This window comes from Flavobacterium succinicans, assembly GCF_001662485.1.
GTDB classification, from domain to species: domain Bacteria; phylum Bacteroidota; class Bacteroidia; order Flavobacteriales; family Flavobacteriaceae; genus Flavobacterium; species Flavobacterium succinicans_A.
The window spans coordinates 1-21,144 of sequence record NZ_JMTM01000007.1; the positions used below are offsets into that span (position 1 = coordinate 1).

Here is a 21,144-nt window from a genome sequence, read left to right on the forward strand (position 1 = left end):
TCAGCTGCTCTAGCCGACTGAGCTACGCTGGCGTCTTATTTCGGGTGCAAATATAGCTACATAATTTAAATTTCCAAAACAAATCTAGAAAGTTTTGACACAAAATTAAAATCAACTATAAAACGAAAAAACCATCTAATTACTTAGATGGTTTTCTTTAGAGCCGGCGGAGGGACTCGAACCCACGACCTGCTGATTACAAATCAGCTGCTCTAGCCGACTGAGCTACGCTGGCGTCTTATTTCGGGTGCAAATATAAGTCTGAATTTGTATTATCCAAAACAAATTCAGACTTTTTTTTATCTACAATTCGTTGATTTTGGCAATTAATTGATTTGCAGCTTGTTCTAACTCCAAATTAATTTGTTTGAAATGCGCTTTTTTACTTTCTACATTTTTTTGGTTCACTTTTGCGATCAAAGCATCAAAAGCAGCAATAGCTTCGTCAATTAAAGCGTTCGTTTCTTCTGTTGGTTTCCCTGTAGTTGTTAATTCATACAAGTAAACTGCCTCAATAATATCTCCTAAAACGTAGTTGATGTCTTTCTTTAAATTCTTAACGTTTGCCATTTTTATTTAATTTATATAGTGTATTAAAATTTGCGTTTGCAAAAGTACACATAATCTTTTGATTACGAACTATGAAATGTAAATTTCTAAAATAGAAGCTTTTCCGCTTAGGGTAAACAACTGTAGCGCAGCAGGAATCAAAACGGTATCTCCAGTTTTATAATCATATTCTTCATCATCGATCTTAAGCATACAACTACCTTCGACTACCATATACACTGTAAATGATTCCTTATCTTTTGTTACCTCCATTTTCCCATCGAGCGGAATGAAGTTGGTCGTAAAATAAGGGCAAACTACTACCCCATTAGAATGGTTACTCGTTTTAGAATATTCCTTCTGGGTGTTTACTTTCTTGTAATTAATCGCCTCTAATGCTAGATCAACATGTAATTCTCTAGTGTTTCCTTGTGCGTCTTTGCGATCAAAGTCGTATAAACGATACGTTATATCAGAAGTTTGTTGGATTTCGGCAATCACTAACCCTGCCCCTATAGCATGAACCGTACCGGTTTCCAAAAAGAATACGTCACCTTTTTGAACCTCTTTCGTATCTAGAATGGTCAATATTTCTTTGCTTTCTAATTTTTGAAGGTACTCTGTGGGGTTGGAATCTTCTTTGAAACCAACAATCAAGCGTGATTTTGGATCGGCCTGCATGACATACCACATTTCGGTCTTACCAAAGGAATTGTGCCTCTTTTTGGCCAAGGCATCATTGGGATGTACTTGAATCGACAAATCCTCTCGGGCATCTAGAAATTTAAAAAGCAAGGGGAATTGTTTTCCAAACTTATGAAAAACGCGTGTCCCTAATACGTCTAGGGGTTGTTCTTCGATAATTTGCATTAAAGTAGTCCCTTTTAAATCGCCATTGGCTATCACACTACAATCTCCTTCGACAGTAGACAATTCCCAACTTTCACCAGTAATTGAAGAAACAATTGGTTTATTTAATAAGGATTTGAGTTTTTCACCTCCCCAAATGCGTTCTTTTAAAATTGGGTCAAATTGTAAGGGATATAGTTTTTTTTGCATTTTTTTTTTAAATATCGCCTATTCATTTTGTTTGAATGGCTATTATATTATTGATTTGAGCCAATTGCTTTAATTGCTTCAAGTGCTTTGGAAATATGTTTTGTGGCATTGATACTATTATCGAAGACCAAAATTACTTTTCCTTCCTTATCTACTACATAAGTTACGCGTCCGGGCAGAATACCTAACAATCCTGAGGGTACTCCGAACAACTTTCTAATACTTTTGTCCCCATCTGATAACAGAATAAATGGGAGTTGGTATTGCTTGGCAAATGCAACATGAGAATCTACCGAATCACTGCTAACACCTATAATTTCTGCCTCCAAATCTTTAAATTCTTGATGTCTATCTCTAAACCCACAAGCTTGCTCAATGCAACCTGGCGTATTATCTTTGGGATAAAAATAAATAACTAATGGTTTCTTTCCTACATAATCTCTCGAATCAAATGTGTTTCCATGTGCATCTAATGCTGTAAAATGGGGCAATAAATCGCCTAATTCAATTGTCATAAGTAAAACTTCCTTTCTTTTAATTATTATTCTCCTTTATACGTTACAAAATTACGAGGGGTTTCATAGAGCACTACTTCTAAATCTAAATCTCTATTCATTTTGGCTCTTATCTTATTCCAAATTACCACTGCAATATTTTCCGCAGTTGGGTTAAGATTTTCAAATTCAGGGACGTCTAAATTTAGATTTTTGTGGTCCATTTGATCTTCTACTTCGGCTTTTATAATGTCGGTCAAAAATTTCACATCCAACACATACCCCGTCTCAGGATCTATTTCGCCGGTGACACTTACAATCAATTCGTAATTATGACCATGAAAATTAGGATTATTACATTTCCCAAAAACGGCGTCGTTTTGTTCAAAAGTCCAATCTTTTCGATACAAACGATGTGCAGCATTAAAATGTGCTTTTCGAGATAAAGTTACTCTCATACGGTGTTTTTGATTTTGATTTAAAGAAACTAAATGGTGTGCTCTTCTAAAAAATGGTAAAATTCATCAAAAATAATTTTGAACCATACCGTATATTTTTCTGGATGGATTAGCATATCCTTTTTTACCTCTTCAATATTCATCCATTTCCAATCTTCTACCTCTTCAAGATTAATTTCGGGTGCCTCATTATAATAGCCTACCATTACATGATCCAGCTCGTGTTCTGTCAATCCGTTATCGAAAGGTGCTTTGTATATAAAATGAAACAATTCCTTAATTTCGGTTTTGAAGCCCATTTCTTCATACAAACGTCTTTTTCCTGCTTGCACATTGGTTTCCCCTTCTCTTTGGTGACTACAACAAGTGTTGGTCCAAAGTAAAGGTGAATGGTATTTGTGTTGGGCTCTTTGCTGCAACATGATTTCTTTTTTATCATTCAAGATAAAAACAGAAAATGCACGATGTAGCCTTGCTTTTTGATGCGCCTCTAATTTAGGCATTAGACCGATGGGTTCGTCTAGTTCGTTGACTAAGATAACTTTTTCTTCTTCCATAAATACTATTACTGCTCAAAAGTACAAAAATGATTAGAAAAACATAGCGCTTTAACGTTGACTTTCGTTTTGTTGAAACCTTTTCTTTTTATGAATTGGTAATTCCTCCATCCTGCTGTTACGAATCCTTAACTTTTGTATCTTTGAATAGGCTCATCTACACCAACAAAGTACTTTATGATGTACCATTGAGGCTTTTTGGTGTATATGCTAAAGGTATTTCCTTTACTTTTTTTTATTGCCATCATTAAAATAAAAAGCATTTTACTCTTCAAAAGTATTGATTATTTTAAGATCCTGTTCCCTTAAATCCACAATATAGATGAACAAAAGTTAAATGTGTTACAAAACAATTCTAATTGTAAACCTCAAGACAATTGACGACTTAATAAGCCACTACTTTTATCTTTTAAAACCAAAATAAATGAAAAAACAACTCATTCTATTCTTAGCCCTAAACAGCCTACTTTTTCAGGCTTGCGGGCAAACTACCTCATCGAATTCTAAAACATCTAAAACAACACCTATGAAAGAAGTCCTTCACAAACCCGAGAATCCTTATTATTCCAATACCGATACCCAAAAAATCACTATTCCAAATTCAGAATGGAAAAAAGTGCTTTCACCAGATTTGTACGCCGTAGCTCGTGAAGCCGATACCGAAAGAGCTTTTACCGGAACGATGTGGAATTCGGAAACCAAAGGCACCTATTACTGTGCTGCTTGCGGTTATTTGTTATTTCAATCCAATCAAAAATTTGTAAGCAGTTGTGGATGGCCCAGTTTTTTTGAACAAGAAAACAAAGAGAGTATTACGTTCAAAGCCGATAACTCTTATGGAATGCAACGCATAGAAGCCAATTGTGGTCGTTGTGACAGTCATTTGGGTCATCTTTTTGATGATGGACCTGCTCCAACAGGAAAACGCTATTGCATGAATGCTATTTCTTTAGATTTTGTACCCAACACTAAATAAACTCACGCTATGAAAAAAATAATGTTCCTTAGTCTTTTGGCCACTACTTTTGGATTTGCTCAAAAAAAAGCACTTCCCTCCTCACCTTCTCGATTGGACACCATCGTTTTGGCCGGTGGCTGTTATTGGTGTGTTGAAGCGGTATATGAAAACCTAATGGGGGTTGAAAAAGTAGTCTCAGGTTTTGCAGGAGGAACCGTTAAAAATCCGAGTTATGAAGCCGTGTCGTCAGGTGACACTGGAGCAGCCGAAGTAGTTCAAATCACTTTCGATCCAGCCGTCACCAACCTAAATGAGATTTTCAAGGTCTTTTTTACGGTACATGACCCCACAACTTTGAATCGTCAAGGTGCGGATGTAGGTACTCAATATCGTTCTGCTATATTTTATAAAAATGAAGGCCAAAAAAAAGCAGGTCAACAAATTATTCAAGCGTTGACCAAAGCAAAAGCATACAATAGTCCTATTGTTACTACCTTAGAACCATTAACTGGTTTTTATAAAGCCAAAGAGAGTCATCAAAATTATTATGAAAAAAACAGCAATCAACCCTATTGTCAAATGGTGATTCAACCCAAATTAGAAAAATTTGAAAAAGTATTCAAAAGCCGATTGAAATCTAAAAACTAAATAAAGCCGAAGTATCGGCTTTTTTTTGGTCTTCCAACCAACCTATTCACTACTCCTTTCGCTATATTTGTTGGTAACCAAAAACCAACCCCATGAAAAAAACACTTTTATGTCTGGGTTTTGCGCTATCTTCAATTGGTGGGCAGGCACAAAACCAAGCATTAAAAACTAAAGTCGCTCAAAAAGCGGCCAGTCTAGAATCAAAAGTAGTGAACTGGCGACGCGACTTTCATCAAAATCCAGAATTAGGCAACAGAGAATTTAAAACCGCCGAAACCATCGCGGCACACTTACGTTCTTTGGGAATTGAAGTCCAAACAGGAGTCGCAAAAACCGGAGTTGTTGGCATTCTAAAAGGAGGAAAACCAGGACCGGTAGTAGCACTTAGAGCCGATATGGATGCACTTCCCGTAAAAGAACGTGTCAACTTGCCTTTTGCTTCCAAAGTTATGGGCGAATATAACGGACAAGCTGTTGGCGTGATGCATGCTTGCGGACATGATACGCATGTAGCCATGCTGATGGGAACGGCTGAAGTTTTAGCCTCTATAAAAAATGAAATTAAAGGCACTGTAAAATTCATTTTTCAGCCCGCCGAAGAAGGCCCACCAGAAGGAGAAGAAGGCGGCGCTGAGTTAATGGTAAAAGAAGGCGTTCTGACTAACCCAAAAGTAGATGTGATATTTGGTCTTCATATTAATGCACAAACCGAAGTGGGTCAAATTAAGTACCGCCCCAAAGGCACTATGGCATCCTCTGATTGGTTTACCATACAAGTCAACGGAAAACAATCGCATGGTGCTTACCCTTGGCAATCGATAGATCCTATTGTTACCGCCTCCCAAATTGTTTTGGGACTACAAACCATCGTAAGCCGCAATGTGAATTTAACCCAAAATGCCGCTGTAGTTAGCGTTGGGCAAATAAATGGGGGCGTTCGAAGCAACATCATCCCCGAATCATTGACGCTGAGTGGTACGATTCGAACTCTGGATTCCGAAACCCAAGATTTCATTCATGGAAGAATCAAAACCATTGCTACCAATATAGCCGAAAGTGCTGGAGCTAGCGCAGAAGTAAGCATTGCTAAAAAAACATTAATCACTTATAATGAACCTTCGCTTACGGAACAAATGCTTCCCACTTTGCAAGCAGCCGCAGGAAAAGACCACGTTCATCTAACCGAAGCCTTAACTGGAGCCGAAGATTTCTCCTTTTATCAAGCTAAAATTTCAGGATTGTTTTATTTTATTGGAGGAATGCCCAAAGGAAAAAAAGCCAGTGACATGCCTTCACATCATACCCCTGATTTTTATATAGACGAAGGAAGCTTTGTTTTAGGCATGACCAGCATGGCCCATCTCACCTTGGATTATATGGAAATGAAAACCAATTCCAAAAAATAAGTTTTTATGAAAATCAATCCTTTCCTAATTTACCTATGCTGTAGCTTCTTTGTAATCACAACTACACGAGCGCAAGAAAAAAAAGTAGCCCCAACTTCACAAGAGTTGTACAATGAAATCGCAGCTATGGACACTCAACTTTTTGAGGCTTTCAACGCAAAAGACATGTCTAAATTTAAACCCCTGTTTACCGAAGACTTAGAATGGTACCAAGACAATGGTGGTTTTTTGTCGTATGACACTGTTTTTGCCAATTTTGAAAAAATGTTCCAAAACGAAAACAAACTTACTCGAACGTTAGTCAAAGGAAGCCTTGAAGTACATCCCATAAAAGATTTTGGAGCCATTGAAGTAGCCCAACATCAATTCCGACATATCGAAAACGGAAAAGAAGAAGTAGGCACCTTTAAATTTGTAGCGATTTGGAAAAAAATAGGCAATCAATGGAAAGTTTCACGAATGATAAGTTATGACCATTAAAACGCATTCGTCATAAATCAATTTTAATCATATTCAGGGCGTGCCACCATAAAACAAAGGGGCCAACTCATCCTAGTAGTGAGTCGGCCCCTTTGTTTTATGCTGTCGGGCTATCCGCAGTACATTGGTACTTTGCTCCTATCCCTCACGCAAAATAGCATAAAGCTAAGCATTTTTTTTTGTCATTCTGAGGAACGAAGAATCACATAATACGAACAGCTTGTGAGATTCCTCCTTTGTCGGAATGACAAAATCAAGTCTATTTTCCTTAACTTAATGACATTGCCTTTCTCAGCTAACCACAACATTTAATTTTTCAATACCTCAGCAATTTTCAAAGCACATTTCTCACCATCAATCGCTGCCGAAATAATGCCGCCTGCATACCCCGCTCCTTCTCCACAAGGATACAATCCTTTAATTTGAAGGTGTTCTAACGTATAATTATCTCTTGAAATTCGCACAGGCGAAGAGGTTCTAGATTCTGGAGCGTGCAAAATCGCTTCGTTTGTAGCATAGCCTTTCATTGATTTTCCAAATTCTGAAAATCCTTGACGCAAAATTTGGGTTAAAAATCCTGGAAAAACCTGTCCCAATTCCACTGATGTTGTTCCTGGAACATAAGATGTCTTAGGAATATCAGAGGATGTTTTACTTTGGGTAAAATCGACTAAACGTTGTGCAGGCACTTTTTGCGTCTGACCCGCCAATTGCCATGCTTTTTGTTCAATACTCTTTTGAAACTCCATGCCAGCAAGTGCTCCAAATTTTTCAAAGGGTTTAAAATCCTCCAATTTCAATTCGACTACAATTCCAGAATTGGCCGTATGCTGATCTCTTTTAGAGGGCGACCAACCATTGGTCACCACTTCACCAGGGCTAGTGGCACAGGGTGCAATTACACCTCCTGGGCACATACAAAACGAATACATCCCACGACCATTTACCTGTTTTACGATAGAATACGGCGCTGGTGGTAAATGTTCACCTCGGTAATCACAACTATATTGAATGCTATCTATTAACGACTGAGGATGTTCGGCTCTAACGCCAAGTGCAAACGGTTTTGCCTCAATAAAAACTTTCTTTTTATCTAACAACTCGAAAATATCTCGTGCCGAATGGCCTGTGGCTAAAATTAATTTATTAGCTGAAATGATAGTGCCATCCTGAGTGATGACTCCTTGAACTTCATTGCTTTTTATAATAATATCTGCAACTCTAGTTTCAAAAAGCACTTGACCGCCGCATTCGATAATTTTCTCGCGAATGTCTTGAATGATTTGCGGTAATTTATTGGTTCCAATATGTGGATGGGCGTCGACCAAAATATCAGGTGTTGCTCCAAAAGCCACTAATAATTCTAATATTCGATTCACGTCGCCTCTTTTTTTAGAGCGTGTATATAATTTTCCATCCGAATAGGTTCCTGCTCCACCTTCACCAAAACAATAATTCGAATCTTCGTTTACAATATGATCTCTGTTGATGGCCTTCAAATCCCTACGTCGGCCGCGAACATCTTTTCCGCGTTCAATAACTATAGGTTTCAAACCCAGTTCTATCAATTGAAGTGCCGCAAAAAGTCCAGCAGGTCCTGCACCCACCACAATCACTTCTTGTGCATTCGCTACGTTTTTATAGTCTGGCAAAGCTATTTTTTGTTCCAAAAAAGGTTCTCCTTTTAAGTAAACCATCAACTTTAAATTGATTTTGACAGCTTTTTGACGCGCATCAATAGAACGTTTTACAATAGTAACCTGCTGAATTTCTTTAGCCGATATTTTTAATTGTCGAGACAAATAATCATGTAGTAACGTTTCGCTAGCAGCAATTTCGGGAGCAACTTGTAATAGGAGTTCTTGTGGCATGGTATCTGAATACTTCAATTTTTAGAGCAAAACGCCTTCGTTTACTCAGGGTACAAAAGTACTATTTTGAAATCAATTTTTAGAATTAGAATGAAAAACGACTGGAGGTTCTAAAAAAAAAAAAAAAAACATATAAGTCATGGGAGTTTTTGTGTTTTTAAACCAAATAAGGCATTTAAAGGCATATAAATTCTACTAAAATCCTTATCAAAATTTAAAAAAAAATTAACCGCAAGGAGCGCAAAGGGTTACGCAAGGGGCGCTAAAAATATAAGGCATAGGGGTTTTTAATTGAAACTAAGTGTGTGCATTTAAAACCATATATGGCATTTAAGGGCGTATAAGTTACACCATGAAATCCTTCAATCTTATTGCTCTTTTTTGAATATCTGTGTAAAAAAATCAATTGGCATCTTTTTCTTGTGCTGGATTAAAATCCAGCGCTACAATATTAGTTGAGTCTACGACTCTTTTTTGTACTTCTTCTAGCTCGAGCGATACGAATGGATTTTGTTAAAACACATTTCAAACCATTACTAAAAAACGATTAAGACAACTTTTTTAAATCTGTGAAAATCTGTGTAATCTGTGTGGAAAATTCAATTGCTACATTTCCTCTGCATTATAATCCAGCGCTACAACATCGGTCGAGTCTACGACTCTTTTTTGCACCTCTACTAGTTCCTGGGGAACGAATGGATTTTGTTTAAACACATTTCAAACCATTCCTAAAAAACAACAAAATACTACTTTTTTTTTTAAATCTGTGAAAATCTGTGTAATCTGTGAGGAAAATTCAATTGCTATATTTCCTCTGCATTATAATCCAGCGCTACAACATCGGTCGAGTCTACGACTCTTTTTTGCACCTCTACTAGTTCCTGCGAAACGAATGGATTTTGCTGCAACAAATTTTAATCCGTTGTCGGATCGGTCGATTTTATACCAACGCTTCGGATAAGTATTTGTAGTTTTGTGACCTCCTTTTAAATCAAAAAAAATGACTAGACAAATAAAATTAATTTGGGATTTTCGCGGCCCCTCTTCTGCCAAAACCGCCGAACATCACGAAATCCATTTGAAAGAATTTATCAAAATCGAAAAGCTACCCCTTGACATCACTGGATTTAAAACCTATGGCGAAATGCATGCTATTGCTTTCATGGTTGTAGAAGAAAGAGATATGATTCCAGTGCGTGATGCTTTGAAACCTCATCGAGGGGAAGTTTATGAAAACTAAATCCCAAAAACGAAAATTCCAAATTCCAATAACCTTAACGGTCATTGGAATTTGGAATTTAAAATTTTGGAACTTGAAAATTTAATTCGCTACTTCACTAATGAATTTAATGCGCATCAATCGCAACTCATCAATATCATAATCGCCGTCAAATTCTTTTAATGCTTCCTCAATATTGTCTGAATGGGATTCCATGAAATAATCATGAATTTCTTCTTGCTGATCTTCATCCAACAGTTCATCTACCCAATAATTGATATTTAATTTAGTACCGGAATATACGATTTGTTCCATTTCTTTAATTAATGCACCCATTGTAAGTCCTTTGGCGGAAGCTATATCTGTTAACGCCAATTTTCTATCAATGTTTTGAATAATATATAATTTGTTGGCTGAATTGACACCAGTGGATTTCACTACTAAATCGTCTGGACGAACAATATCATTATCTTCTACATAACGTTGGATTAATGTAACAAATGCTTTACCATATTTACGCGCTTTCCCTTCCCCTACTCCATGAATATTAGTCAGTTCCTCTAACGAGATGGGATATTTTAAAGCCATATCCTCTAGAGAAGGATCTTGAAACACTACAAAAGGTGGAACTCCTAATTTTTTGGCTTCTTTTTTTCGCAATTCTTTAAGCATGGCCATCAGCGTTTCATCAGCTGTTCCTGATGATTTGGCTGCGGTCACAATAGCCTCATCTTCGGACTCATTGTATTCATGATCTTCAGACATCATGAAAGATTCAGGTTTTTTAATAAAGGTGAGTCCTTTTTTGGTGATTTTTACAATACCGTAAGTTTCAATATCTTTTGTCAACAATCCATCTACCAGGACTTGGCGTAACAAAGCCATCCAAAACTTTTCATCATGATCGGCACCACTTCCAAAGAAAGACTGTGTATCTGTTTTATGCGCTTTAATCACTGCGTTGACGCGACCAATTAAGGTAAAAACAATTTCTTTAGATTTATAAATATGTTTGGTTTCTTTTACCACTTCAAGCAGTTTGACCACTTCATTCATGGCTTCTACTTTTGTCTTTGGATTCCTAACATTGTCGTCCATATTGCCTCCTTCTCCGGTCTCGTTGTCGTATTCTTCACCAAAATAATGCAATAAGAATTTACGTCTCGACATGGATGTTTCGGCATAGGCCACGACTTCTTGTAGCAAAGCAAAACCAATTTCTTGTTCAGCCACCGGTTTACCCGACAGGAACTTTTCTAATTTTTCGACATCTTTATAAGAATAATACGCCAAGCAGTGTCCTTCTCCTCCATCTCTACCGGCACGACCCGTTTCTTGATAATAACTTTCTAATGATTTTGGGATATCATGATGAATAACATAACGCACATCCGGTTTGTCAATTCCCATTCCAAAAGCGATTGTAGCTACCACAACATCCACATCCTCCATTAGAAACATGTCTTGATGTTTCGCTCTAGTTTTTGCATCTAAACCTGCATGATAAGGAACGGCACTAATGCCATTTACTTGGAGTACTTCGGCAATGGATTCTACTTTTTTTCGACTTAAGCAGTAGATGATCCCTGATTTGCCTTTGTGTTGACGAATGAATCGAATAATATCTGACTCTATGTTTTTGGTTTTGGTGCGTACTTCATAAAAAAGATTGGGTCTATTAAATGACGCTTTATAGGTTACCGCATCAGACATATCTAAATTTTTCAGAATGTCTTCTTGTACCTTTGGAGTGGCCGTAGCCGTTAACCCAATTACTGGTACTTCTCCTAATTGCTTTATGATATGTCGTAAATTTCGATATTCGGGTCTAAAGTCATGTCCCCATTCTGAAATACAATGTGCCTCATCAATGGCTACAAAAGAGAGCGGAACCTGTTGCAAAAACTGTACATATTCCTCTTTGGTTAAAGACTCTGGCGCCACATATAATAGCTTAGTCACTCCTGAGGTAATGTCTTTCTTAACTTGGGCAATCTCTGTTTTGGTCAATGAAGAATTTAATACATGCGCTACTCCGTTATCAGACGACAAACTTCTGATAGCATCTACTTGATTTTTCATCAAAGCAATCAATGGAGACACTACAATTGCTGTTCCGTCGAGAATTAAAGCAGGCAATTGGTAACAAAGCGATTTACCTCCACCAGTTGGCATAATTACAAAAGTATTCTCTTTATTCAAGAGACTTTTTATGACTTGTTCCTGCAATCCTTTGAATTGACTGAAGCCAAAATACTTTTTTAATTCTTTGTGTATATCAATTTCGTTTGAATTCATTCTTTATTATGTGGTAATTTGTATAAATTTGCATCACTAAAGGTACAAAAATCTTTTGTAGATACAAATTTAAACATTCTGTTTTGATAAGCAACGAAAACCTATTGGCTTTGGCCAAAAAAACTATACTTTCTGAAAGTGAATCTATTGCTAAATTGACCACTTTTTTGGATGATCAGTTCCTTACCACGGTTCAAAAAATTTACCAATCTAACGGTCGTGTAGTGATTACTGGCATTGGAAAAAGTGCCATTATTGCTCAAAAAATTGTAGCCTCACTTAACTCAACTGGTACGCCTGCTTTATTCCTGCATGCCTCAGAAGCCATTCATGGTGATTTAGGCATGATTCAAGATGAAGATGTGATTATTTGTATTTCTAAAAGCGGGAACAGTCCAGAAATAAAGGTATTGGTGCCCTTGTTAAAACGTTTTGGAAACACCTTAATTGGGATGACGGGTAACATGACTTCGTTTTTGGCCAAAGGATCCCATTTTGTATTGAACACCACGGTTGATGCAGAATCTTGTCCAATGAATTTGGCTCCAACGAATAGCACCACAGCACAATTAGTTATGGGCGACGCTATTACAGTTTGCTTGATGGAGATGAGAGGCTTTCAAGCGGAAGATTTTGCCAAATACCATCCAGGAGGTGCTCTTGGAAAAAAACTTTTATTAAAAGTAAAAGACTTAATTGAACATTCCCTAAAACCTATGGTTACCCCGGAAACTTCTATCAAAAAAGCGATTTTCGAAATATCAGAAAAGCGTTTGGGAGTCACTGCTGTTATAGAGAATGAAAAAGTAGTGGGCATCATTACTGATGGAGATATCCGAAGAATGCTCAACGACCACGATAGTATATCGGGGGTACTAGCCAAAGATATTATGACCCAAAACCCAAAACAAATCCATTCAGAAGCTATGGCTATTGATGCTTTTAACTTGATGGAAGATTTTTCTATTACCCAATTAATTGTAATTGACAATGGAAGCTATCAAGGGGTTTTGCATTTACATGACATTTTAAAAGAAGGAATTGTATAATGGCAAAGAAAAACCTAAACGAAATGTCGTTCTTAGACCATCTTGAAGAATTAAGATGGGTATTGGTAAGAAGTACAACGGCTATATTGATTATGGCTTTTGTCACTTACTTCGTAAGCGATTTCTTGTTCAACGATATTATTTTTGGACCAACACGCCCCAGTTTTTTTACCTATCGTTTTTTTTGTGACTTATCACATCAATTAGGCTTTGTAGATAGCATTTGTATCACTGAACTTCCATTCATCATTCAAAACACCCAAATGGAAGGACAGGTAAATATGTTCGTTTGGATGTGTTTGCTGGCAGGCTTTATTTTGAGTTTCCCCTATATTTTATTCGAAGTATGGAAATTCATTAGTCCTGCATTGTATGATCAAGAAAAAAAAGGAGCTAAATTCTTCATTGGCGTTTCCTCGGTACTTTTCTTTTTGGGGGTTCTTTTTGGTTATTTTATTATCATACCCATGTCGGTTAACTTTGTAGCAACCTTTACGGTATCTGATGTCGTTAAAAACCAATTCACGTTGGAATCGTATATAGGGCTAGTTAAAACTTCTGTTTTGGCAGGCGGCCTGTTTTTTGAATTACCCATCGTAATTTATTTCTTGACCAAACTAGGCCTAGTTACCCCCGAATTTCTAAGAAAATATTGGAAGTATGCCGTAATCATTATCTTGATTGTTGCTGCCATTGTTACCCCTCCAGATGTAGTGAGTCAAACTATCGTAGCTATACCGATGCTATTGATTTATGAAGTAAGTATATTAATTTCTAAACTTGTTGTTCGCAACCAAAAGAAACAAAATGGCTGATTTAATTCAAGAATTCAACGACTACCGTTCAAAAATGAACGAAAAATTACTAGCAGACAAAAATAAAATTGTAAAACGCATCTTTAATTTAGACACGAATGCTTATGCTGCTGGCGCCTTGGATGTAAAAACCAAAGAATTATTAGGATTGGTGGCTTCGGCAGTTTTACGATGCGACGACTGTATCAAATATCATTTAGAAACCAGCTATAAAGAAGGAGTTACACGTGAAGAAATGATGGAAGCCATGGGAATCGCTACTTTGGTAGGCGGAACTATAGTAGTACCTCATTTGCGTAGAGCTTACGAATTTTGGGAAGCTTTGGAAGAGCAACACTAGACTTGAAGTTACTAAGTTACTTAGAACTAAAATTTCTATAAAGTATCCCCTCCCAACTTATTAATCTGTAAAATCTCAAGATTTTAGCAATTCAAATACCATGAAATTAAGAGCAGAAAACCTCATCAAAACGTATAAAGGCCGTAGTGTTGTAAAGGGCATTTCTTTAGAAGTAAACCAAGGACAAATTGTTGGTCTTTTGGGACCTAACGGCGCAGGTAAAACTACCTCTTTTTATATGATTGTAGGATTGGTAAAACCCAATTCTGGCCATATTTATTTGGATGATTTGGACATTACCGAATATCCAATGTACAAACGTGCGCAACAAGGGGTAGGTTATTTGGCTCAAGAAGCTTCTGTTTTTAGAAAATTGAGTATCGAAGATAATATTCTGAGTGTTTTGCAATTGACGAATCATACTAAAGAAGAGCAAATTGCCAAAATGGAAAACCTAATTGCTGAATTTAGTTTGGAACACATCCGAACCAACCGAGGCGATTTGCTTTCAGGAGGCGAAAGAAGAAGAACTGAAATTGCACGTTGTTTAGCTACTGACCCAAAATTCATCTTATTGGACGAACCTTTTGCGGGTGTTGACCCCGTTGCGGTAGAAGATATTCAACGCATCGTGGCACAGTTAAAAAACAAAAATATTGGTATTCTAATTACCGATCACAACGTACAAGAAACTTTAGCCATTACCGACAAAACCTATTTGATGTTTGAAGGAGGTATCCTAAAAGCCGGAACTCCAGAAGAACTAGTAGAAGATGAAATGGTTAGAAGAGTATATCTAGGACAAAATTTTGAGTTGAGAAAAACCAAGATTGATTTCAATACTCCAAAATAGACAAAATCAGATTAAGAATTAATTTTCTAAGCGACGTTTACCTTTTACAGCGTATTCGCTACTCTACCGTAATAAATTGCAATTGTTGTAAGTCGCCATTGTAAATATTGACGTCCACATTTTCTTCAATTCCAGGAACGGCAGCTCTTTCGGTAAATTGCCAAAACAGCCAATCGTCTTGAATTTCTTCTCGATAAAAATTATAATTGGCGATCCAAAAGAGGTAATCACTGAATTCTTCTTTTAGAAAATCATCATAATATTTCTCCCCCGTGTAAATAATGGGCTTTACTTTGTAATGATTTTCGATGGCTTGCAACCATCTTCGAAGTCCTTTTTTGAGATTGGTCATCGATTGATTTTTGGGTAATTTTTCAATATCCAACACCGGTGGCAAATCTCCTGTCTTCAACTTAACCGTTTTGATAAATAACTCGGCTTGTTCTAAGGAATTCTCATTAGGACGATAATAGTGGTAAGCGCCACGAATCATTTTATTCTTTTTAGCTCCTTCCCAATTGCGTTTGAATCGTCTGTCTACCACATTATTGCCTGCAGTGGCTCTGATAAAGACAAAATGCAAAGGATATTTATTCTCAATCGTATCTACATAAGACCAGCTAATCTCTCCTTGATACTCAGAAACATCAATTCCAACGGTCTTTCCTTCATGTTTTTCGAGTACACGCACATTTCTGGCTTCCGAAAAAACATCCATCTTACTTATTTTATCAGATTTAAAACCTAAATAATAAGCAAAGGCCGTTCTGTAGTGATAGAGTATACTTCCTAGAAAAAGTAGTCCAAGGACTGCCCAAATCATTTTTTTCAGCGTGGCTAAACCTCGAGTTTTTTTAGTCGGACGACGTTTAGAATAGGTTTTTGCAACTTTCCTCATTTTGAAACCCCTATTGCTTTATCCATTTATTATTAATTATAGAAAGAAAAACATAAAAAAGAATCACCAAAGGAATCCCTAAAAACTGAAGTGTTACCAATAACAACAAAGAAACAATCAAAAAGAAAACGGTTAATTTATTATCTTGAATGGTCAACTTTTTTACTTTCAAAGAAAACAAAGGGATTTCGGCGTTCAGGATATAAGCACTTCCGATACTAATGGCTAAAAGCACTCCATAATTAGACAATAATTCTAACATCAACAAAGAATCGAAATGACGAACAACCAGAGGCAAACTCAGAATAAACAACGCATTGGCTGGAGTAGGTAAACCTATAAAAGAGTCGGTTTGTCGCGTATCAATGTTAAAATTAGCCAATCGATAACAAGAACCCAAGGTGACCAAAAAACCTAAAAAGGCGAGCGCATATTGACCTGAAAACGGATCATTAATTTGTAAACCAAAGGCTTCCAGCATCATATAAAACATTGCCAATCCAGGTACCACGCCGCTGGTCACCATATCCGCCAAAGAGTCCAATTGCAAACCTAATGGGCTAGCAACCTGAAACAAGCGCGCAAAAAATCCATCAAAAAAATCGAGAAAAATGCCCAAACACACAAAATAAAAGGCCATTTCGAATCGTTGTTGCACCACAAAAGTGACCGCAATACAACCACAAAATAAGTTTAGTAACGTAATAATGTTAGGAATGTGTTTTTTGAAAGACATTGGAATTGTATTAAAAATTGTAGTAACAAAAGTAAGATAATAAGTGAAAGAGAAGAACGTTTTTCTTAAGAGTTTCTGCGGCAATTTTTAAAGAAAACAGAATTCTGTTGAAAGTGAGGACTAAGCTCCCTAAAAAATTCTATTTTTGAAAAAAAATATTCATCCTAACTAGCCCCATAGCTTTTGAAAAAGATACTTTCGCTTTTTTTAGTACTCTGTACTTGTTCCCTATGCTCACAAACCGTTCGTAAATACTCTAATGAGTTTTTAAGCATTGGTGTAGATGCCGCTGCTTTGGGGATGTCGAATACCGCGGTTTCTTTTACTAATGATGTCAATGCAGGCTATTGGAACCCTGCTGGTTTAACCCATCTCCAAGACCACCAAGTTGCCGCTATGCACGCCAATTATTTTGCCAACATTGCGCAATACGACTATTTGGCTTATGCCACGCCTATAGACGATAGAAGCAGCTGGGGAATTTCATTGATTCGTTTCGGGGTAGACGATATCTTAAACACTACAGAACTCATAGACAATCAAGGCAATATCGATTACAATCGTATAAAACTATTCTCTACTGCCGATTATGGTTTTACCTTTTCTTATGCTCGAAAACTACCTGTACCCGGTTTTCAATTTGGCGTTAATTCCAAAGTGGTTCGCCGAATCATTGGAGATTTTGCCAATTCTTGGGGGTTTGGTTTTGATGTAGGCTTGCAATTCGAACGCAACCATTGGCAATTTGGTTTGCTTATTCGAGACCTAACCACCACTTACAATATCTGGAATATTGACGAAAAAAAATACCAAGCCATCTCCAATGCCATTCCGGGACAAAATCAAGAACTTCCTGAAAGCACTGAAATTACAGCCCCAAAAGCCCAACTTGGCATTTCTAAAAGATTCGTTTTTCACTATGACTATAGTCTATTAGCCGCTGCCAACCTCAACATGCGCTTTACCAAAACCAATGATATTATAGCTACTGATTTCGTGAGTATTGACCCTGCTCTAGGGTTCGAATTGGGCTATACGGATTTGGTTTTTCTGAGAGCAGGGGTGGGTAATTTTCAAAAAGTAACCCAATTAGACGCTAGCGAAAAAACAAATTTTCAGCCCAATATTGGATTAGGATTTCAGTACAAAGGCATCCAAATAGATTATGCTTTGACGAATTTAGGCAATCAAGGTGTGGCTTTGTATTCGAATATTTTTTCGGTAAAAGTGGATTTGGGACAATTTAGAAGGTAATATTAGTTGTTCAATTTTAAGTTTTCGGTTATGAAGTTATGTGCTTAGTATTTTGTATTCGTGTAGCTTTGTGGTAAAAATAGTGACCACAAGGAAAGCAACGTTTAAAACAATTAAAACAATCCTCCTTCTTTACGGTACCATAAAATGCGTTTTTTTTAAAACCATATAAGGCGAATAAGAACATGGGAGTTTAGCAAAAATGCATGGTTGAAAAATTTAAACGCAAAGGTCACAAAGATTTACGCAAAGTGCGCAAAGTTTTAAAAACAATTAATCTGTTAAACGATTAACCAAATTACTGCAAATCAGCAGCTAAAAACTTAACCGCAAAGGGCACAAAGTTTTACACAAAGTGCGCAAAGTTTTAAACCAATTAACCAGTTAAATAATTAACCAAATTACTGTAAATCCAAAACTACAACTTAAAAACATTTTTTCCTTGCGAATACCAACAAGTTAAGAGAATACGCTATTTTTACACCACTTACTAATTGCTTGTTTTTATGAAATGGATTCCTTCATCTGCTGTGCTAAATAAATTTTCATTATTCGTTGTTATCTTATGGAGCTCATGGACTTCCGCACAACTTTTGCCGCTTTCGCCTAAAGCGACCGTGAGTGTATTGACCTGTGCAACGGGGAATGAATCTTATTCTCTTTTCGGGCATACGGCGCTCCGAATTAGCGATCCTAGTCAATCCTTAGATGTAGTCTATAATTACGGTGCATTTGACTTTTCGACTCCTAATTTTGTGGCTAAATTTGCCAAAGGGGATCTTCAATATTTTGTGATCGCACACGCTTATTTGGACTTTATCAATCAGTACCAATACGAAGGAAGAAGCGTGTATGAACAAAAATTGCGCATATCCACTCCTTTAAAACAGCGCCTTTTTGATCAACTCAACCAAACTCTACAATCAGAAGATCGCTTTTACACCTATAAATTCATTGATAAAAACTGTACTACTATGGTAGTCGATTTACTTAACAATGCTCTAGGCGACCGAGTGATTACCAAAACTAATGCAACTGACACTACGTATCGCAGTGTTTTGTTTCCTTATTTCAATCATCATTTTTATGAGCAATTGGGTACCAGCATCATCTTTGGCACTAAAGTAGACGAAAAAGCTAGCACCTTGTTCCTTCCTTTTGAGTTGTTAGAAAGCCTCAAGGTTACTAAATTTAAGCAGCAAGCCCTCAGCGAACCTGTCGTTTCGCTTTTAACAATAGCTCCCATTACCCCTCATTCTTGGTGGAATAATGCTTATACCTATGGTGCTTTTTTGTTGTTGCTTGCCTTCTGGAAAAAAAGAAGTGTTACACTGGCATTTTTGACTTTGATGGGGATTTTAGGACTGTTCTTCCTTTTTATGGGTTGCTACTCTTTACATCCTGAATTAGCTAATAATTATAACACATTACTATTCAATCCATTACTAATTTTATTGGTCTTTTTTGTAGTTCAAAAAAACAAAAAAACCACGCAGTGGTTGGCTTATGTTATTTGGGGCTGCTTTTTGATTTACGCTATAATACTTCTTACTAAAGCTCCTTTTTTATTCTTATTGCCCTTGATTGGAATTACTTCTTTTCTGGTCTACAGAATACAACGAGGAACTAAATAGTTGATTCAGGTGTTGGGAATTTGGGAATTAGGATTGGGATTTAGAATTTGGGATTTGGGATTTGGGATTTGGAAGTTAGGATTTGGGAATCTTTCAATTCGACTTCTTACTTCTTACTCTTTTAAAATGTAAGATCCTTATTGTCCTCTGTAAAACAATACTGTAGAGATGGTTTTAAAAATGATACTAACATCAATAAAAATACTTCGATGTTTGATATAATACAAATCATATTGCAATTTCACTAAACTCTCTTCTATAGACTCCCCATAATTATAATTCACCTGTGCCCATCCGGTAAGGCCTGGTTTAATGATGTGACGGGTTTCATAAAAAGGCATAATAGCTGATATTTCTTGCACAAACATAGGTCGCTCCGGGCGTGGACCAATCACCCCCATTTCGCCTTTTAGAATATTCAAAAACTGTGGGATTTCATCAATACGGGTTTTTCTCAAGAATTTCCCAAAAGGAGTAACTCTAGCATCACCTATCGAAGAGAAGACTGCGCCGTGTTTTTCAGCATTTTTTACCATACTTCTAAATTTATAGATTTTGAACAAAGCACCGTCTTTTCCTACTCTTTCCTGAGTATAAAACAAAGGCCCTTGGTTCCAAAACCAATTGGCTACCACCAAAAAAGGAACAAGTAATGCTCCAATTACAATCCCTATAAACGAAAATAAAAGTTCAAATAAACGAACTTGATACAAATACAATTTATTCTGATTACTTCTACTAAAAGGGAAAAAACGATAAAAATCTTCTGCTATTTGATGTACTGGTATGCGCTGTGTTTTATTTTCATACACATGAACATACTCTCTGATGCTCTTACCGGACTCAAGTAAATGCAATAATTGTTGGTATAATTCGGTTGTAATTCCATCTGTCTTTTGTGAAGCCACCACAATCTCGGAAACACCACTTCTAGTGACAAATTTAGTTAACAGCGCTACTGGAATTTCTTTTTTAAGGGTACGCTTTTGCTCTTTTTTATTAGACAGGTCTGAATTTACAAAGCCTATGATTCTGTAATAGGGGTCGGCATCTTCTAAATCGACCACTAATTGCTCTAACTGTCCTTTATCACAAATCAACACTACATTTTGTACAAAACGATTGGTCGCTAAAAACTTTACATAAAAAAAACGCCAAAGATATAACGCTAAAAAAACTATCGCATAAAACCCTATCAACTGTAATCTACTTTCGGGTAAATGAGGGGATAAAAAAGGGGTTAATAAATAGACCAAAACAGTCGCGGTAGTCGTCAAAATGGTGCTTTTCAATACCTGAAACGGATGGCTAGCTACTTGAAGATTGTACATTTCAAAAACAGCACCAAAGAGCAACAAATAAATAGCAAAAACTATTGGCCAATAATAGGTTGCCGCAGAAAAAACAAAATAAGTGAAATGAAACACTTTCGATACCAAATACAAAGCTCCCAATACTACAAGAATATCGACTATAAGTAATAGAAACTTTCTTTCCGAAAGTTCGAAATGCATTCTTTTTTTATTCATAGACGGTCGTATTCGTACGCAAGTTACTCAATTTTACCC

Annotated in this window: 21 protein-coding genes and 1 tRNA gene; 11 read left to right on the plus strand and 11 right to left on the minus strand. The window is 36.8% G+C overall.

Annotation, left to right across the window (positions count from 1 at the left end):
- Nucleotides 1–161 precede the first annotated feature (161 nt).
- From FLB_RS00815 to idi, 6 genes are all read right to left on the minus strand, one after another.
- Nucleotides 162–235, minus strand: a tRNA-Thr gene (locus FLB_RS00815).
- Nucleotides 236–303: 68 nt separating this feature from the next.
- Nucleotides 304–570, minus strand: coding sequence for a hypothetical protein (locus FLB_RS00820; protein ID WP_064714074.1), 267 nt, complete (start codon nt 568–570; stop codon nt 304–306).
- 69 nt (nt 571–639) lie between these two features.
- Nucleotides 640–1,608, minus strand: a complete 969-nt coding sequence (locus FLB_RS00825) for a type I phosphomannose isomerase catalytic subunit (RefSeq protein WP_064714075.1) — start codon at nt 1,606–1,608, stop codon at nt 640–642.
- Between the two features lie 47 nt (nt 1,609–1,655).
- The gene (locus FLB_RS00830) at nt 1,656–2,123 is read right to left on the minus strand and encodes a peroxiredoxin (protein ID WP_064714076.1); all 468 of its coding nucleotides are present in this window, start codon (nt 2,121–2,123) and stop codon (nt 1,656–1,658) included.
- Nucleotides 2,124–2,149: 26 nt separating this feature from the next.
- Nucleotides 2,150–2,560 (minus strand): 6-pyruvoyl trahydropterin synthase family protein, encoded by a 411-nt coding sequence (locus FLB_RS00835; RefSeq protein ID WP_064714077.1) that lies wholly within the window; start codon nt 2,558–2,560, stop codon nt 2,150–2,152.
- Between the two features lie 29 nt (nt 2,561–2,589).
- The gene (gene idi, locus FLB_RS00840) at nt 2,590–3,117 is read right to left on the minus strand and encodes an isopentenyl-diphosphate Delta-isomerase (RefSeq protein ID WP_064714078.1); all 528 of its coding nucleotides are present in this window, start codon (nt 3,115–3,117) and stop codon (nt 2,590–2,592) included.
- A 424-nt stretch (nt 3,118–3,541) separates the two neighbouring features.
- Here idi and msrB point away from each other — a divergent pair, with 424 nt between their 5' ends.
- The 4 genes from msrB (at nt 3,542) to FLB_RS00860 (ending at nt 6,609) form a co-directional block, all read left to right on the plus strand.
- The gene (msrB, locus tag FLB_RS00845) at nt 3,542–4,093 is read left to right on the plus strand and encodes a peptide-methionine (R)-S-oxide reductase MsrB (RefSeq protein WP_064714079.1); all 552 of its coding nucleotides are present in this window, start codon (nt 3,542–3,544) and stop codon (nt 4,091–4,093) included.
- A 9-nt stretch (nt 4,094–4,102) separates the two neighbouring features.
- Nucleotides 4,103–4,723: a peptide-methionine (S)-S-oxide reductase MsrA gene (gene msrA / locus FLB_RS00850; RefSeq protein WP_064714080.1), complete on the plus strand. Its 621-nt coding sequence runs from the start codon at nt 4,103–4,105 to the stop codon at nt 4,721–4,723.
- A 92-nt stretch (nt 4,724–4,815) separates the two neighbouring features.
- Nucleotides 4,816–6,129 (plus strand): amidohydrolase, encoded by a 1,314-nt coding sequence (locus FLB_RS00855; protein WP_064714081.1) that lies wholly within the window; start codon nt 4,816–4,818, stop codon nt 6,127–6,129.
- Between the two features lie 6 nt (nt 6,130–6,135).
- Nucleotides 6,136–6,609 (plus strand): nuclear transport factor 2 family protein, encoded by a 474-nt coding sequence (locus tag FLB_RS00860; RefSeq protein ID WP_064714082.1) that lies wholly within the window; start codon nt 6,136–6,138, stop codon nt 6,607–6,609.
- 308 nt (nt 6,610–6,917) lie between these two features.
- Here the strand turns inward: FLB_RS00860 and FLB_RS00865 are convergent, their stop codons facing one another.
- A complete protein-coding gene (locus FLB_RS00865) occupies nt 6,918–8,480 on the minus strand; it encodes an NAD(P)/FAD-dependent oxidoreductase (protein ID WP_064714083.1) in 1,563 nt (520 codons plus the stop codon).
- A gap of 1,000 nt (nt 8,481–9,480) precedes the next feature.
- Between FLB_RS00865 and FLB_RS00870 the strand changes: the two genes are divergently transcribed.
- Entirely contained in the window at nt 9,481–9,720 is a 240-nt protein-coding gene (locus FLB_RS00870) for a hypothetical protein (RefSeq protein WP_064714084.1), read from the plus strand.
- An 81-nt stretch (nt 9,721–9,801) separates the two neighbouring features.
- On the opposite strand, the gene recQ is transcribed toward FLB_RS00870, so the two are convergent.
- Entirely contained in the window at nt 9,802–11,997 is a 2,196-nt protein-coding gene (gene recQ, locus FLB_RS00875; RefSeq protein ID WP_064714085.1) for a DNA helicase RecQ, read from the minus strand.
- Nucleotides 11,998–12,080: 83 nt separating this feature from the next.
- Here recQ and FLB_RS00880 point away from each other — a divergent pair, with 83 nt between their 5' ends.
- The 4 genes from FLB_RS00880 (at nt 12,081) to lptB (ending at nt 15,054) form a co-directional block, all read left to right on the plus strand.
- Nucleotides 12,081–13,046, plus strand: a complete 966-nt coding sequence (locus tag FLB_RS00880; protein WP_064714086.1) for an SIS domain-containing protein — start codon at nt 12,081–12,083, stop codon at nt 13,044–13,046.
- Nucleotides 13,046–13,861 carry a twin-arginine translocase subunit TatC gene (tatC, locus tag FLB_RS00885; protein ID WP_064714087.1) on the plus strand — a complete coding sequence of 272 codons (816 nt, stop codon included), beginning with the start codon at nt 13,046–13,048 and terminating at the stop codon, nt 13,859–13,861. The genes FLB_RS00880 and tatC overlap by 1 nt, the downstream gene beginning before the upstream one ends.
- Nucleotides 13,854–14,201, plus strand: a complete 348-nt coding sequence (locus FLB_RS00890; protein ID WP_064714088.1) for a carboxymuconolactone decarboxylase family protein — start codon at nt 13,854–13,856, stop codon at nt 14,199–14,201. The genes tatC and FLB_RS00890 overlap by 8 nt, the downstream gene beginning before the upstream one ends.
- Before the next feature lie 100 nt (nt 14,202–14,301).
- Complete coding sequence (gene lptB, locus FLB_RS00895) at nt 14,302–15,054, plus strand: LPS export ABC transporter ATP-binding protein (RefSeq protein ID WP_064714089.1); 753 nt, start codon at nt 14,302–14,304, stop codon at nt 15,052–15,054.
- Between the two features lie 58 nt (nt 15,055–15,112).
- Here the strand turns inward: lptB and FLB_RS00900 are convergent, their stop codons facing one another.
- Entirely contained in the window at nt 15,113–15,952 is an 840-nt protein-coding gene (locus tag FLB_RS00900) for a glycoside hydrolase family 25 protein (protein WP_064714090.1), read from the minus strand.
- 10 nt (nt 15,953–15,962) lie between these two features.
- Nucleotides 15,963–16,688 (minus strand): CDP-alcohol phosphatidyltransferase family protein, encoded by a 726-nt coding sequence (locus tag FLB_RS00905; RefSeq protein WP_064714091.1) that lies wholly within the window; start codon nt 16,686–16,688, stop codon nt 15,963–15,965.
- Between the two features lie 273 nt (nt 16,689–16,961).
- Between FLB_RS00905 and FLB_RS00910 the strand changes: the two genes are divergently transcribed.
- Nucleotides 16,962–17,942 carry a PorV/PorQ family protein gene (locus tag FLB_RS00910; RefSeq protein WP_262487450.1) on the plus strand — a complete coding sequence of 327 codons (981 nt, stop codon included), beginning with the start codon at nt 16,962–16,964 and terminating at the stop codon, nt 17,940–17,942.
- Between the two features lie 506 nt (nt 17,943–18,448).
- The gene (locus FLB_RS00915; protein WP_082923181.1) at nt 18,449–19,576 is read left to right on the plus strand and encodes a DUF4105 domain-containing protein; all 1,128 of its coding nucleotides are present in this window, start codon (nt 18,449–18,451) and stop codon (nt 19,574–19,576) included.
- A gap of 137 nt (nt 19,577–19,713) precedes the next feature.
- Here the strand turns inward: FLB_RS00915 and FLB_RS00920 are convergent, their stop codons facing one another.
- On the minus strand, nt 19,714–21,105 hold the full coding sequence (locus tag FLB_RS00920) for a sugar transferase (protein WP_064714093.1): 1,392 nt from the start codon (nt 21,103–21,105) through the stop codon (nt 19,714–19,716).
- Between the last annotated feature and the right edge of the window lie 39 nt (nt 21,106–21,144).

What these genes read in the sequence shown, in the direction of transcription:
- FLB_RS00820 (WP_064714074.1), bottom strand. Translation starts at nt 570, where the DNA reads ATGGCAAACGTTAAGAATTTAAAGAAAGACATCAACTACGTTTTAGGA.
- FLB_RS00825 (WP_064714075.1), bottom strand. Translation starts at nt 1,608, where the DNA reads ATGCAAAAAAAACTATATCCCTTACAATTTGACCCAATTTTAAAAGAA.
- FLB_RS00830 (WP_064714076.1), bottom strand. Translation starts at nt 2,123, where the DNA reads ATGACAATTGAATTAGGCGATTTATTGCCCCATTTTACAGCATTAGAT.
- FLB_RS00835 (WP_064714077.1), bottom strand. Translation starts at nt 2,560, where the DNA reads ATGAGAGTAACTTTATCTCGAAAAGCACATTTTAATGCTGCACATCGT.
- idi (WP_064714078.1), bottom strand. Translation starts at nt 3,117, where the DNA reads ATGGAAGAAGAAAAAGTTATCTTAGTCAACGAACTAGACGAACCCATC.
- msrB (WP_064714079.1), top strand. Translation starts at nt 3,542, where the DNA reads ATGAAAAAACAACTCATTCTATTCTTAGCCCTAAACAGCCTACTTTTT.
- msrA (WP_064714080.1), top strand. Translation starts at nt 4,103, where the DNA reads ATGAAAAAAATAATGTTCCTTAGTCTTTTGGCCACTACTTTTGGATTT.
- FLB_RS00855 (WP_064714081.1), top strand. Translation starts at nt 4,816, where the DNA reads ATGAAAAAAACACTTTTATGTCTGGGTTTTGCGCTATCTTCAATTGGT.
- FLB_RS00860 (WP_064714082.1), top strand. Translation starts at nt 6,136, where the DNA reads ATGAAAATCAATCCTTTCCTAATTTACCTATGCTGTAGCTTCTTTGTA.
- FLB_RS00865 (WP_064714083.1), bottom strand. Translation starts at nt 8,480, where the DNA reads ATGCCACAAGAACTCCTATTACAAGTTGCTCCCGAAATTGCTGCTAGC.
- FLB_RS00870 (WP_064714084.1), top strand. Translation starts at nt 9,481, where the DNA reads ATGACTAGACAAATAAAATTAATTTGGGATTTTCGCGGCCCCTCTTCT.
- recQ (WP_064714085.1), bottom strand. Translation starts at nt 11,997, where the DNA reads ATGAATTCAAACGAAATTGATATACACAAAGAATTAAAAAAGTATTTT.
- tatC (WP_064714087.1), top strand. Translation starts at nt 13,046, where the DNA reads ATGGCAAAGAAAAACCTAAACGAAATGTCGTTCTTAGACCATCTTGAA.
- FLB_RS00890 (WP_064714088.1), top strand. Translation starts at nt 13,854, where the DNA reads ATGGCTGATTTAATTCAAGAATTCAACGACTACCGTTCAAAAATGAAC.
- lptB (WP_064714089.1), top strand. Translation starts at nt 14,302, where the DNA reads ATGAAATTAAGAGCAGAAAACCTCATCAAAACGTATAAAGGCCGTAGT.
- FLB_RS00900 (WP_064714090.1), bottom strand. Translation starts at nt 15,952, where the DNA reads ATGAGGAAAGTTGCAAAAACCTATTCTAAACGTCGTCCGACTAAAAAA.
- FLB_RS00905 (WP_064714091.1), bottom strand. Translation starts at nt 16,688, where the DNA reads ATGTCTTTCAAAAAACACATTCCTAACATTATTACGTTACTAAACTTA.
- FLB_RS00915 (WP_082923181.1), top strand. Translation starts at nt 18,449, where the DNA reads ATGAAATGGATTCCTTCATCTGCTGTGCTAAATAAATTTTCATTATTC.
- FLB_RS00920 (WP_064714093.1), bottom strand. Translation starts at nt 21,105, where the DNA reads ATGAATAAAAAAAGAATGCATTTCGAACTTTCGGAAAGAAAGTTTCTA.